We start from the raw sequence: 13,335 nt of genomic DNA, 5'->3' as shown, positions 1-13,335 counted from the left end.
TGGTTTTACAACCGCTCGAGGCGGTGACCGACGGTCTTCGGGTTGTGGAAAACGAACCAAGCTTAGCAGGGGAAACGCGGAAGCCCCGGCGCAGGAGCCTGCACCGGGGCTACGTCACACGCGGCTTACTTGGCGGCCTTGACCGCGGACGGGTCGATCGGGATGCCCGGGCCCATCGTGGTGGTCAGCGTGATCTTCTTGATGTAGACGCCCTTGGAGCTGGACGGCTTCAGGCGCTGCACCTCTTCGACGGCGGCGGCGTAGTTCTCGGCGAGCTGCTCGGCGGAGAAGCTCGTCTTGCCGATGACCAGGTGCAGGTTGGCGTGCTTGTCGACGCGGAAGGCGATCTTGCCGCCCTTGATGTCGGTGACGGCCTTGGCGACGTCCGGCGTGACCGTGCCCGTCTTCGGGTTCGGCATCAGGCCGCGCGGGCCCAGAATCCGCGCGATCCGGCCGATCTTGGCCATCTGGTCGGGCGTGGCGACGGCGGCGTCGAACTCGAGCCAGCCTTCGGAGATCCGCTTCACGAGCTCGTCGGAGCCGACCTCGTCGGCGCCGGCCTCGAGGGCGGCCTCGGCCTTGTCGCCTTCGGCGAAGGCGATGACCCGGACGGTCTTGCCGGTGCCGTTGGGGAGCGAGACGGTGCCGCGGACGAGCTGGTCGGCCTGCCGCGGGTCGACGCCGAGGCGCATGGCGACCTCGACGGTCGCGTCGAACTTCGACGGCGAGGTCTCCTTGGCGAGCTCGGCCGCCTGCAGCGGCCCGTAGAGCTGCGTCCGGTCGACCTTCTTGGCGAGGTCGGTGTATTTCTTACTGCGCTTCATGTTCCATCCTTCGGATGTCGTGGTGGGGGCGAGCGCTCGCCCTTCCACTGGCTTGGCTGGTGCTGCTGGCCCGCTACTCGACGGTGATGCCCATGGAGCGGGCGGTGCCGGCGACGATCTTCGCGGCGGCGTCGAGGTCGTTGGCGTTGAGGTCGGGGAGCTTCTTCTCCGCGATCTCGCGGACCTGGGCCTCGGTGACCTTGCCGACCTTGTTGCGGTGCGGCTCGCCGGAGCCCTTGGCGACGCCGGCGGCCTTGAGCAGCAGCTTCGCCGCGGGCGGGGTCTTGAGGACGAACGTGAACGAACGGTCCTCGTACACCGTGATCTCAGCGGGGAGGATCTCGCCGCGCTGCGTCTCGGTGGCCGCGTTGTAGGCCTTGCAGAACTCCATGATGTTGACGCCGTGCTGGCCGAGGGCGGGACCCACCGGCGGAGCCGGAGTGGCCTGGCCACCCGCGAGTTCCAGCTTGAACGTCACAACGGCCTTCTTGTTAGGAGCCATCGTGTCCTTCTCTTCTGTGCAGGTTTACGGCTCGCAAGCTTCGCCGTGTCTGGGCTTTTCACGGGGCGGATCGCCCCGTGCTCTACATGGCGCGCCCGCCTTCGCGGTGACGTCCGCGGGCCGTGGAACGGCTCAAGGCGCAGGCACGCAACTTCTCCACGATACTCGCCGCGGCGACGCGCACCTCAGGCGAGGTGTGTGAGCTGTGCGCCATGTCCCCCGCGCCGCCGCCTCGTCCGAGCGGAAATCCGACAGGGCTCGTGAGGAGCCGACGCGAAAGGGAGGCCCGCAGCGAGCGGTGCCTGCGACGAGCGGGCCGCGGCTCGGATTCTCCCTCAGACGGCCCTCGGCCCCGCCTAGAGCTTGGAGACCTGGTTGAAATTGAGCTCGACGGGGGTCTCGCGTCCGAAGATGGAGACGAGGACCTTGAGCTTCTGCTGCTCGGCGTTGATCTCGGCGATCGTGGCGGGCATCGAGGCGAAGGCGCCGTCGACGACGGTCACGGACTCGCCTTCGGCGAAGTCGACCTTGATCTCGGGCTCGGCCGCGGCGGCCTCTTCGGCGGCGGACTCGGCGGCGGGCTTCTGCTCGGGCGGCAGGAGCCACTGGATGACCTCGTCGAGCGGCAGCGGGCTGGGCCGGTCGGTGCGGTCGACCACGCCCACGAAACCGGTCACGCCGGGCGTGTTGCGCACGACCGAGTACGACTCGGGCGTCATCTCCATGCGGACCAGCACGTAGCTGGGGAAGACCTTCGCCTCCACCTTGGACCGCTTGCCGTTCTTGATCTCGACTTCGGTGTGGGTGGGAACCTCGATCTGGTAGATGTAGTCCTCCATGTCGAAGGACTGGATCCGGTTCTCCAGGTTCGAGCGGACCCGGTTCTCGAAGCCGGCGTAGGAGTGCAGCACGTACCACTCGCCGGGCGCGAAGCGCAGCTTGGCGCGCAGCGCCTCGGCCGGGTCGACCTCGGGCTCCTCGTTCTCGGCTTCGGCGGCCTCGACCTCGGCGGTCATGGTCTCGACGGCCTCGAGGTCGGTCTCCTCGTCGGCACCCGCGCCCTTCGCCGCGGCGGCCCGCGCCTCGGCGTCGTTCTTGAAGGCTTCGTCGAACTCAGACACGCTTAGCTCACATTCCGGCTCGTCCCCGCCGGGCGGGGATCCACATTTCTCTCTTGGCTGCGGTGAGAATCCGCAGAGTTTCCGGCTCCGCGGGCGTGGCCGCGGGCCCGGAACAGGCACGCGCCGGCGGGGCCGGCGCGTGTTATACCACTAGGGTAACCGGTTGTCCGGTCGAGACACCTCAGGCACCTCGGAACGGTCGCAGCTCACGTGTGCGGCGTGTCTTAGGAGTCGGCTCCGAAGGCGCGGCGGACGAGGTCGCCGAAGAGCAGGTCGAGCCCGCCGATGTAGGCCATCATGATGCTCACGAAGACCAGGACGACGATGCTGTAGGTGACCAGCTGGCGGCGCGTGGGGTAGACGACCTTGCGGAGCTGCTCGACGACCTCGCGGAAGAAGCGGCCGAGTTTCTTGAAGGGGTTGCGCTCGGACCTGCCCTCGCCGCGCTTGGGCGTGGGACGACCTTTGCCCGCGGTCGTGTCGGAGCGGCTGGTGTCGTCGGCCACGTCGGCTTCCTCCAGGGTGCGTCTCTTGCGTGAACGCCATTATTCGGGCGCTCAGGACCGCAGCATACCGCACGAGCCGATCACGTCTCGCTTCCGCCGCCGCGCTCCCGCGCGACCGTGCGCTCTCTGAGGCGGGCCTTCCAGCGGTCCCGGATGGTCGCGGCCTCCTCGAACCAGAACTCCATGAACTCCGAGGTCTGCTCCACGCGGTCGCGGCCGGGTCCGGGCGGCAGGGTCGCCATGCCTTCGAGGGCGATGGCCCGGTAGCGCTCGATGAGCGGTACGCGATCGAGGACGATCGTGCCCCAGATGTCCTCGTCGTTGAGCCGGTAGACGTCGGCGCGGGTACCGGGGCGCCGACTCTTGATGAGCAGCCCCCCGGTGGTGAGCTCGCGGACCGCGCCGGAGATGGCCGCGAGGCTGACGTCGAGGCCCTCGGCGAGCTCGGCGGCGGTATAGGTGACCGCGTCGTCGGCGAGCACGTAGGTGAACACCCGGGCGGACATGCGCTGCATGCCGCTGGCGATGAGGATCTCCGAGAACCGCTCGACGTAGTCCAGCAACGCGGCACGTTCTTCGTCGGTGTAGGTCATCCGTTCCCCCTCGTCGGCGGCCTTCAATGGATCGTATGCCAGTCGATCATACATTTTACAAATTTATGAAAACTGTGATAGGTTCTTGGTCATGACTGCTGTCATCCGAACCGAGAACCTGGTCAAGCGCTTCGGTCACGTGACCGCGCTCGACGAACTCGACCTGGAGGTCGCCGAGGGCCAGACGCACGGCTTCCTCGGCCCGAACGGGGCGGGCAAGTCCACCACCATCCGCGTCCTGCTCGGGATGCTCAGGGCCGACGGCGGCACCGCCCGGCTCTTCGGCTCCGACCCGTGGAGCGAGGCCGCCGAACTCCACCGCCGCCTCGCCTACGTGCCCGGCGACGTCGCCCTCTGGCCCGGGCTGACCGGCGGGGAGACCATCGACGTCCTGGGGCGTCTGCGAGGCGGCATCGACAAGCGCAAACGCGACGAGCTGCTCGAGCGCTTCGACCTCGACCCCCGCAAGAAGGGCCGCTCCTACTCCAAGGGCAACCGCCAGAAGGTCGCCCTCGTCGCGGCCTTCGCCGCCGACGTCGACCTGCTCCTGCTCGACGAGCCCACCTCCGGGCTCGACCCGCTCATGGCGGCCGTGTTCAACGAATGCGTCCGCGAGGTCGCCGCCCAGGGCAAGACCGTGCTGCTCTCCAGCCACGTCATGAGCGAGGTCGAGCAGCTGTGCGACCGGGTCAGCATCATCCGCAAGGGCGTCATCGTCGAATCCGGGACGCTCACCGAGATGCGGCACTTCACCCGCTCCCAGATCCACGCCGTCCTCAAGAACCCGGTCAGGGGCCTGGGCGACCACGAAGGCGTCCACGACCTCAGGACCGAGGGTCTGGAGGTCCGCTTCCACGTCGACGGCACCGCCCTCGACGACGTGCTCGCCCAGCTGGCCGTCGCCGGAATCGCCAGCCTCACCTGCGAGCCGCCGTCGCTGGAGCAGATGTTCCTGCGCTACTACGGGGACGAACTGGCCGCCAAGGGCGTCGACAACGGCAACGGAGACTAGCCATGGCAACTGCGACCACCGCGCGCTCGACGCTCCGCGAAGGGAGCCTGGGCACGCTCGCCGGCACCGGGAAGCTCCTGCGCTTCCAGGCGCGGCGCACCCGCGTCTACCTGACCGGCTGGTTCGCCGGCATGATCGGCGGGACCCTGGCGATCGCCGCCGCCTTCCCCGACATGTACGCGACCCCCGACGAACGCGCCCAGTTCGCCACCACGGTGGACACTCCCGCGATGCGGTCCATGACCGGGCCCGCGGAGTACATCGACGCCTACGCCCAGAGCGGGGCGGCGATGTTCGCCCACCAGATGATCCTGTGGTCGACCCTCGTCGTCGCCGTCATGTACATCCTGCTCATCACGCGCCTGACCAGGGCCGACGAGGAGACCTCGCGGCTCGAGGTGATCAGGTCGCAGCCGGTGGGGCGGCGCGCCGACCTGGCCGCCGCGATGCTGCTGGCGTCCATATCGGCCGTGGCGCTCGGCCTGCTGATCGGGCTGAGCACCCTGGTCATGGAGGACGCCGACTTCACCGGCGCGATGCTCTACGGCCTGCTGCACACCGCCGTCGCCGTCACCTTCGCCGCGATCACCGCGGTGACCGCCCAGATCGCCGGCTACAGCTCGACCTCGAACGCGCTCGCCTTCGGCGCGCTCGCCTTCGGGGTCCTCATGAGCATGGTCGGCAACGCGCAGGAGAACGCCGCGGTCTGGCTCTCCCCCTTCGGCTGGGCCCAGGAGACCCTGGCCTTCACGCCCGAGCAGAACTGGGTCCCGATCGTCGTCGCCGCGGTCGTCTCGGCGGTCCTGATCTGGCTGGCGTTCGCGCTGGTCGCCCGCCGGGACTTCGGGCAGGGGCTGATGGCCGCCCGCCCGGGGCCCGCGACCGCCAGGGCCGGGCTGCGCTCGATCGGCTCACTGAGCTTCCGGCTCAGCCGGGGCCTGCTGTGGGCCGGGATCATCACCATGGTCCTGCTCGGCGCCGCGTACGGCTCGATCGTCGGCGGCGCCGACGACATGTTCGAGACGCTCTCGGAGACGCAGCGCCAGATCTTCGAGCAGGAAGGCGCGTCCATCACCGAGGGCTTCGTGGTGACCATCTCGTTGATCAGCGCGTTCACCGCCACCATCTTCGGGCTGCTCGTGATCGGGCGGGCCCGGAAGGAGGAAACCGGGGGGCGCGGCGAGCTGCTCGCCGCCGCGCCCGTACCCCGGTCCGGTTGGCCCGGCTCGTACCTGCCGATCGCGCTCGTCACGGCCACCGTCGCGTCCGTCGTCGGCACGGTCTCCCTGGCGCTGACCGGGGTCGGCTCGATGGGCGAGTGGTCGTACTTCGACGAGATGCTCATCGGCGGGCTGGTCCACCTGCCCGCGATCTGGATCATGGTGGCGCTGGCGTTCGCCTGCCTGGGCTGGCTGCCGCGGGCCGGGTGGCTGCGCTGGCTGCCGTGGGCGTATGTGTTCATCGCCGGGTACTTCGGGCCCATCCTGGAGTTCCCGGACGCGATGCTGAGCGTCTCGCCGTACGAGCACGTGCCGTCCTATCCGGTCGAAGACCTGGACTGGCTGCCGCTGGTCGTGCTGACGGTCATAGCCGCCGCGATCACCGCGATCGGCTACATGGGAGTGCGGCGCCGGAACCTCCAGTTCAGCTAAACAGGTTCACGGCGGGGCGGGCCTTCGGGCCCGCCCCGCCGTGAGCGGCGACGGCATCGCGGCCGCCGCCTTCGGTGGGCATCGGCCCCGGCCGCGCCGAGCTCGGTGGAGTCGCCGGTCGTGGATCCCGCTTCAATGGCGAAGCCCTCGACGGCGCTGTCGACGGGGGTCTCCACCTTGTCATGTGGACCGATCCGAACCGCCGGTTCCCCGTGGAGAAGCCGTGCTTCCGAGCTTCACCGCAAGGCGGTGAGAGCCCTCCCACAATAAGTTCACATATGCCCATGTCTGTTGTCTACTGATAGTGGATCCCCAACACCCGCAAGCGCAGTCACAAGCTGCGACCATCCGAAATCAGGAGACGCAATGTCAGAACGCATGCGCGCAAACGCGATCCGTGGGCTCGTCGCAATCGCGGCCTCGGTGCTGATGCTGGTGGGATTCCTCCCCAGCGCGGCCCAGGCCGAACCGAGCGTCCAGGCCGAGCCGAACTACGCCTGGGCCTGGTGGACGAAACCCGACGGCTTCAACGGCGGCCTCGGTGAAATCCGGAGCAACGGCGAGAACATCGTCCTCGAGGACTTCCGCCCCGACGGCTGGGGCACCCGCGGCCAGCTCCAGGTGCAGAAGTACCACCCGGCCGGCTACTACTACTGGGTGGACCACGGCGGCGTCTGCTTCGACGACACCAACACCAGCAACTCCGCCGGCGGCACGACCGTCTGCGAACGCAACGTCGCCGAGGGAACACGGTTCCGCATCCACGTGTGGGCCTCGCAGGACGGCACCTTCAGGTGGCATTCATACAGCCCCTCGATCAAGGCCTGACCCGACCCCCGAGCGGGCCGCCGGGCTCGAACCGTCGCGAACCGGGACGTCCTCGGCCGCGGCACATTCGAACACCCGGGATGTCGGACCCCGATGGTTCGCTGTGATTCCATGGGGACCGTGTCCTACCTTCGATACGAACTGATCGACCCGCCCGCTGCGCCGACCGAGCCCGAGCTCGACGAGGCGCAGCGGGCGGTCGTCGCTCACACCGACGGGCCCCTGCTGGTCCGCGGCGGGCCGGGCACCGGCAAGACCGAGGCGCTCATCCGAAGCGCCGCAGCGAAAGTCGAAGCAGGCACCGACCCGGCCTCGATCCTCATGCTGGGCCTGCGCCGACAGGACACCGCCTACCTGCGCGAGCGGATCAACACCCTCACCGCCCCGCACTCGGCCGCCGAGGTCGGCGTGTTCACCTTCGCCGCGTTCGCGTTCGCGATCCTGCGAGCCGCCGCCGTGGCCGACGGCCGCGAGGAGCCGCGCCTGCTGACCGGCCCCGAAGCCGACGCGCTCATCCGCTCCATGCTCGCCACCGAGGACTTCGCGTGGCCCGAGGGATTCTCGGAAGCGTTGCGCACCTACGCGTTCACCCAGCAGCTCCAGGACCTCATCATGCGCTGCGGTGAGCGCGGCGTCACCGAGGGCGACCTGGCGCGGCTCGGCCGCGAACACGACCGTCCCGAATGGATAGCCGCGGCGCGGTTCTACGACCGCTACGTCACCACCCTCGCCGTCCAGTCCATGGCCAGCTCCCTGTACGACGCGGCCGAGCTCATCCGGGCCGCCTCGGCCGAGCTGCGCTCGCGTCCGCACCTGGCGCCGCGCCCCGCGTGGGTGTTCGTCGACGACCTCCAAGACGCCACGCCCGCCCACGTCGAACTGCTCCAGCTCCTGGCCGGCGACGGCGGCGGCCTGGTCGCCGCCGGCTGCCCCGACGAAGCCGTCTTCGCCTACCGGGGCGGCGATGCCGACACCGTCCGCGACTTCCCCGACCGCTTCGCCACCCGCACCGGCGAGGACGCCCCGACGATCCGGCTCGCGAACACGCACACCGTCGCCCTGGCGCCCCTGTCGGCCACCGTCACCCTGTCGAAGCGGCTGCGCGGCCCCGACCGGGACCGCCGCCGCGGCACCGACTCCGAAACGGACGGTTCGGCCGCGGTCGTGCACCTGCCCTCGCCCACCCGCGAAGCCGTCCACATCGCCGACACGCTCCGCCGCGCCCACCTGCTCGAGGGCACCCCCTACTCGGACATGGCCGTCCTCGTCAAGTCCGCCTCGGCCATCCCCCAGCTGCGCCGCGCCATGCAGCACGCGGGCGTCCCCACCCGCCAGGCCTCCGACGACGTGCCCCTGCCGGCCCACTCCACCGTCCGGGACCTGCTCCGCATCATCCTCATCGGACGCCACCGGGACCGGCTCGACGAGACCACCGCCGCCGGGCTCCTCCACTCCGCGTTCGGCGGCGCCGACCCGTTCAGCGAACGGCGCCTGCGCCAGGAGCTGCGCCGCATCGCCATCGCCGCCGACGACTTCTCCCCCACCGCCGACCTCCTCGTCGAGGCCCTCGCCGACCCCGGCGAGATCGCCACGCTCCCCGACGAGGAGTGGGCCGCGCCCGCGCGGCGGCTCTCGGCCCTGTTCGAGGCGGCCCGCGGCCCCGGCGGCATCAGCGACGTCCTCTGGGCCGTGTGGGAGACCTCCGGCATGGGCGAGCGGCTGCGCCGCCGCGCCCTGTCCGCTGACCGGCGCGCCCAAAGGGCCGACGCCGAACTCGACGCCGTCATCGCCCTGTTCGACCTCGCCGCCGACTACGAGCGCAAACAGCCCGGCGCCCTGGTCGACGTGTTCGCCGAGCATGTCCTCCACCAGCAGCTGCCCGGCGCCTACCGCTCCGCGACCGCCGACGTCGGCGACGCGGTCACCCTCGCCACCGCCCACGCCGCCCACGGCGGGCAGTGGGACTTCGTGGTCGTCGCCGGCGCCCAGGAGGGCCTGTGGCCGAACCTGCGCCCCCGCGGCTCGGTCATGGGCGCCGAAGCCCTCGTCGACCTCCTCGACGGCCGCTCCGACGTCGACGCCGTCGCGCAGCTGCTCGACGAGGACCGCCGCCTGTTCTACGTCGCCTGCACCAGGGCCCGCACCCGACTGCTCGTCACCGCCGTCGACTCCGACGACCTCCAACCCAGCCGCTTCTGCGCCGAACTGGGCGTCGAACCGGGCCACCCGCCGCGCGGCGTGCGCCCGCTGAGCCTGGCGGCGCTGGTCGCGAGCCTGCGCGAGATCGTCGTCGACGCCGAGCATCCCGGCCGAAGCGCCGCCGCGGCGCAGCTCCAGCGGCTCGCCGCGGCCGTCGTGCCCGGCGCGAACCCGTCCGCGTGGTGGGGGCTCGCCGAACTGTCCGACGAACGCGCCCTCGCCCTCGCCGGCGAGACCATCAAGATCTCACCCTCGCAAGTGGAGAAGACCCAGCAGTGCGGTCTCAGATGGGTCCTCGAATCCCACGGCGCCGACTCCGGCGAGCTCCTCCCCCGCCACATGGGCACGCTCCTGCACGCCGCCGCCGAAGCCGTCGCCGAGACCCCCGACGCCGACCCGGCCGAGGTCATGCGGCACGTCGTCGACGAGCACTTCGACCGCCTCCCCTTCGAGGCGCCCTGGCAGGCCGAGCAGGAGCGGCGGCGCATCTCCGGCGCCGTCGAGCGGTTCGCGAGCTGGCTGCGGGCCAACAAACGCGAACTGCTCGGCGCCGAACGCTCCTTCCGCGTCCGCCTCGAGCTCGGCCCGCCCGGTGTCGAAGTCGTCATGTCCGGGCAGGTCGACCGGCTCGAACGCGACGAGGACGGCCGCGTCTACGTCGTCGACCTCAAGACCGGCAGGCACGCCCCCAGCCAGCGGGACGCCGAACGGCACGCGCAGATGGGCGCCTACCAGCTCGCCGTCGCCCACGGCGCCTTCGAGGAGGGGACCGAACCCGGCGGCGCCGAACTGGTCTACCCGACCGTGGAGAACAAGACCAAGACCAAGGCGCTCACGCAGGGCCCCCTCGGCGACGCGGCGAACCCCGACTGGGCGGGCGAGCTCGTCGACGACACCGCCCGCCAGATGGGCGCGCCCGTCTTCGAGGCCAGGCACTCGGGCAAGTGCGCCACCTGCTCGGTCAAGAACTGCTGCCCTCTCGCCGACGAGGGACGGCAGGTCACCGATGAGTGAACCCGGGGCGTACAGCGCGATCGGCCTCGCCAACCGGCTCGGCGAACCCACCCCCACCGAGGAGCAGCGGGCCGTCATCGAAGCCGGGGCCGCGCCGCTGCTCGTCGTCGCCGGCGCCGGATCGGGCAAGACCACCACCATGGCCGACCGGGTGGTGTGGCTCATCGCCAACCGCGTCGTGCGGCCCGAGCACATCCTCGGCCTGACGTTCACCCGCAAGGCCGCCGCCGAACTGGCCGCGCGGATCCGCGAGAAGCTCCGCAAGCTCGCCGAGGGCCTGCCCGAGCTGTCCCGGCTGTACGGCGAGCCGACCGTGTCCACCTACAACGCCTACGCCGCGAACCTCGTCGCCGAGCACGGCATCCGCATCGGCGTCGAACCGAGCACGCGCGTGGTCACCGAGACCGGCCGCTGGCAGCTCGCCCGGGACGTCGTGACCGCCTGGGACGGGGAGATGACCGAGTTCGACGTCGGCATCGACAAGGTCACCGAGCTCGTCCTGCGCCTCGCCGGGGAGCTGTCCGAGCACCTGCGCGACGGCGAGGACCTGCGCGACTTCGGCCGCGGCCTGGCCGACGAACTCGCCGAGCGGCAGGCCGCCAAGGACAACGAGGACTACCGCTCGTTCGTCGCCCTGCTGCGCAAACACCAGCAGCTGCTGCCGCTGGTCGAGACGTGGGAGCAGCGCAAACGCGAACTGGGCGTCATGGACTTCGCCGACCAGCTCTCGCTCGCGGCCCGCCTCGTCGCCGCCTCGCCCGAGATCGTCCGCACCGAACGCGAACGGTGGCGGGCCGTCCTGCTCGACGAATACCAGGACACCTCCCACTCGCAGGTGACGCTGCTGCGGGACCTGTTCGGCGGCGGCCACCCGGTGACGGCCGTCGGCGACCCGAACCAGTCGATCTACTCCTGGCGGGGCGCCTCGGCGGGCACGCTGCAACGCTTCCCCTCCGACTTCCCCGGCCCGGCGGGCGAGGCCGCGTCCACCGTGTACCTCACCCGGTCGTGGCGCAACCGGGCCGCCATCCTCGAAGTCGCGAACGCGGTCTCGGCGCCGCTGCGGGCCGGCACCGTGCCGCCGCTGACCGCCGGCGTCGACGGCGACGGCCGCGTCGAGGCCGCGATGCACGCCACCATGGACGACGAGTCGGCCTGGATCGCCGAGCGCCTGGTCGAGGTGTGGGACCCCGAAGGGGAGGGGACCGCCGCGGTGCTGGTGCGCAAGCGGCGCCAGATCCCCTCCCTGCACCGGGCTCTGACCGCCGCCGGGCTGCCGGTGCAGGTCGTCGGCTCGCTCGGGCTGCTCTACTACCCGGAGGTCGCCGAAGTCGTGGCGATCCTGCGGGCCGCCGCCGACCCGCTGAACGGGCCGGCGCTCATGCGGCTGCTGACCGGCACCCGGTGGCGCATCGGCCCCAGGGACATCGGCGCGCTGTGGCGCCGCGCCAAGGACATGGCCCCCGAGGCGCGCGGCTTCGAACCCGACGCGGGCGTCGAGGCCGAGGCGACGCTCGCCGACGCCCTGGCCGACCCCGGCGACGCCGAGCACTACTCGGCGCTGGGGCTGCTGCGGTTCGCGCAGATCCACGAGGAGCTCACGTGGGTCAGGAGCCGCCTCGGCCAGAGCCTGCCGGACGTCGTCGGCGACGTCATCGCGCACACCGGCCTGGACGTCGAGGTCATGCTGCACCACGGGGACCTGGCGAACCTCGACGAGTTCACCGACATCGCCGCGTCGTACGAGAACGACACGAGCGGCGCGAGCGTGCCCGGTTTCCTGTCCTACCTGGAGTCCGCGGCCGAACGCGAACGCGGCCTGGTCATCGAGGGCGCGAAGGCGACCGGCGGCGTGGTGCAGCTGATGACGGTGCACGCCGCGAAGGGCCTGGAGTGGGACACCGTGGCCGTGCCGGGGCTGTGCGAGGGCATCCTGCCCAGCGGCGGCGCGGCCTCGACGTGGGTGACCGACCCGTCCCGGCTGCCGTACCCGCTGCGAGGCGACGCCGCGAACCTGCCCGTGCTGTACCTGGACGAGGCCCGCACCCCCGCCGAGGTGAAGAAGGCGCTGACGGCGTTCAAGGCCGACGACAAGGAGGCGCGGCTCGACGAGGAGCGCCGACTGGCCTATGTGGCCCTGACACGGGCGAAGAGCCTGCTCCTGGCCGGGGGCTACTGCTGGGACGCCGACTCCAGCCGTCCCAGGAAGCCCGCCCCGTACCTCGAGGAGGCGCGCGCCGCCGGAGCGGAGCTCGCGGTCTGGGCGGAGGCGGGGCCGTCCAACCCGCTCGAGGAGCAGGGCCGCACCGCCCAGTGGCCGCGGGCCGCGCCGCTGGGCTCCCGCCAAGAGGCGTTCGCCGAGGCGGCCGGGCTCGTCGCGGCGGCGGGCGAGCTGAGCGACGCCCCGGCGGCGCGGCGCTGGGCCGAGGAGGCCGAGCTGCTCCTGGCCGAGCGGGACGAACGCGAATCCGGCGTGGTCCGGCTGCCGCGGCCCAGGCGCCTGTCGACCTCCCAGCTGATGGCGATGCGCGCCGACGAGGCGGCGTTCGCGGCCGAGCGGCGGCGCCCGATGCCGCGACCGCCGAAGCAGGCGACGCAGCGCGGCACCGAGTTCCACATGTGGGTCGAGGAGTTCTTCGGCGGCGGGGGCCTGTTCGACCCGGCCGAGCTGCCCGGGGCCGCCGACGAGGCGGTCGGCGACGGGGAACTGGAGGAGCTCAAGGCCGCCTTCGAGCGGTCCGAGTGGGCCGGGCGCGCCATCGTCGCGCAGGAGGTGCCGTTCGTGGTCGAGTACGAGGGCATGGTGGTGCGCGGCCGGATCGACGCGGTGTTCGCCCGCGACGACGGCGGCTACGACATCGTCGACTGGAAGACCGGTCGGCCCCCCGAAGGCGAGGAGGCCGAGCACGCGGTGCTGCAACTGCGCGTGTACCGCAAGGCGTGGGCGAGGCTGCGAGGCGTCCCCGAGTCACGGGTCCGGGTCGCGTTCCACTACGTCGGCGCCGAACGCACCTGGTGGCCCGAGCCGGACTGAGCGGCACTCGGCGGGCCGGTCCGCGAATGCTAGTGTCGCGGCGGGCCCCG

10 protein-coding genes are annotated in these 13,335 nt (G+C 71.2%); 5 read left to right on the top strand and 5 right to left on the bottom strand.

The annotated features are described in order from the left end of the window. Positions 1-125 precede the first annotated feature (125 nt). The 5 genes from rplA to YWW_RS28095 all read right to left on the bottom strand — a co-directional run bounded on the left by rplA (position 126) and on the right by YWW_RS28095 (position 3,546). Positions 126-824: a 50S ribosomal protein L1 gene (gene rplA, locus YWW_RS0103370; protein ID WP_026928987.1), complete on the bottom strand. Its 699-nt coding sequence runs from the start codon at positions 822-824 to the stop codon at positions 126-128. Positions 825-897: 73 nt separating this feature from the next. Continuing rightward, positions 898-1,326, bottom strand: coding sequence for a 50S ribosomal protein L11 (gene rplK / locus YWW_RS0103365; RefSeq protein WP_026928986.1), 429 nt, complete (start codon positions 1,324-1,326; stop codon positions 898-900). Positions 1,327-1,682: 356 nt separating this feature from the next. Continuing rightward, positions 1,683-2,447, bottom strand: coding sequence for a transcription termination/antitermination protein NusG (gene nusG / locus YWW_RS0103360; protein ID WP_026928985.1), 765 nt, complete (start codon positions 2,445-2,447; stop codon positions 1,683-1,685). Positions 2,448-2,671: 224 nt separating this feature from the next. Continuing rightward, positions 2,672-2,953 (bottom strand): preprotein translocase subunit SecE, encoded by a 282-nt coding sequence (gene secE / locus YWW_RS28100; protein WP_051325329.1) that lies wholly within the window; start codon positions 2,951-2,953, stop codon positions 2,672-2,674. A gap of 80 nt (positions 2,954-3,033) precedes the next feature. Next, entirely contained in the window at positions 3,034-3,546 is a 513-nt protein-coding gene (locus YWW_RS28095) for a GbsR/MarR family transcriptional regulator (RefSeq protein WP_051325388.1), read from the bottom strand. Positions 3,547-3,637: 91 nt separating this feature from the next. Here YWW_RS28095 and YWW_RS0103345 point away from each other — a divergent pair, with 91 nt between their 5' ends. From YWW_RS0103345 to YWW_RS28090, 5 genes are all read left to right on the top strand, one after another. After that, complete coding sequence (locus YWW_RS0103345; protein ID WP_026928984.1) at positions 3,638-4,558, top strand: ABC transporter ATP-binding protein; 921 nt, start codon at positions 3,638-3,640, stop codon at positions 4,556-4,558. A gap of 2 nt (positions 4,559-4,560) precedes the next feature. Beyond that, entirely contained in the window at positions 4,561-6,210 is a 1,650-nt protein-coding gene (locus YWW_RS0103340; RefSeq protein ID WP_026928983.1) for an ABC transporter permease, read from the top strand. Positions 6,211-6,576: 366 nt separating this feature from the next. Next, positions 6,577-7,038: a hypothetical protein gene (locus YWW_RS0103335; RefSeq protein WP_026928982.1), complete on the top strand. Its 462-nt coding sequence runs from the start codon at positions 6,577-6,579 to the stop codon at positions 7,036-7,038. A gap of 120 nt (positions 7,039-7,158) precedes the next feature. Next, on the top strand, positions 7,159-10,251 hold the full coding sequence (locus YWW_RS0103330; protein ID WP_162145912.1) for an ATP-dependent helicase: 3,093 nt from the start codon (positions 7,159-7,161) through the stop codon (positions 10,249-10,251). Further along, the gene (locus YWW_RS28090) at positions 10,244-13,285 is read left to right on the top strand and encodes an ATP-dependent helicase (protein WP_051325327.1); all 3,042 of its coding nucleotides are present in this window, start codon (positions 10,244-10,246) and stop codon (positions 13,283-13,285) included. The genes YWW_RS0103330 and YWW_RS28090 overlap by 8 nt, the downstream gene beginning before the upstream one ends. Positions 13,286-13,335: the final 50 nt, after the last annotated feature.

The organism is Glycomyces tenuis DSM 44171 (genome assembly GCF_000427885.1).
GTDB lineage: Bacteria > Actinomycetota > Actinomycetes > Mycobacteriales > Micromonosporaceae > Glycomyces > Glycomyces tenuis.
Note: the sequence above shows the minus strand (reverse complement) of the source record. Positions and strands in the feature narration are given on the sequence as shown.

Excerpts from the sequence above, each read along its gene's own strand:
- rplA (WP_026928987.1), bottom strand. The coding sequence starts at position 824 with ATGAAGCGCAGTAAGAAATACACCGACCTCGCCAAGAAGGTCGACCGG.
- rplK (WP_026928986.1), bottom strand. The coding sequence starts at position 1,326 with ATGGCTCCTAACAAGAAGGCCGTTGTGACGTTCAAGCTGGAACTCGCG.
- YWW_RS28095 (WP_051325388.1), bottom strand. The coding sequence starts at position 3,546 with ATGACCTACACCGACGAAGAACGTGCCGCGTTGCTGGACTACGTCGAG.
- YWW_RS0103345 (WP_026928984.1), top strand. The coding sequence starts at position 3,638 with ATGACTGCTGTCATCCGAACCGAGAACCTGGTCAAGCGCTTCGGTCAC.
- YWW_RS0103340 (WP_026928983.1), top strand. The coding sequence starts at position 4,561 with ATGGCAACTGCGACCACCGCGCGCTCGACGCTCCGCGAAGGGAGCCTG.
- YWW_RS0103335 (WP_026928982.1), top strand. The coding sequence starts at position 6,577 with ATGTCAGAACGCATGCGCGCAAACGCGATCCGTGGGCTCGTCGCAATC.
- YWW_RS28090 (WP_051325327.1), top strand. The coding sequence starts at position 10,244 with ATGAGTGAACCCGGGGCGTACAGCGCGATCGGCCTCGCCAACCGGCTC.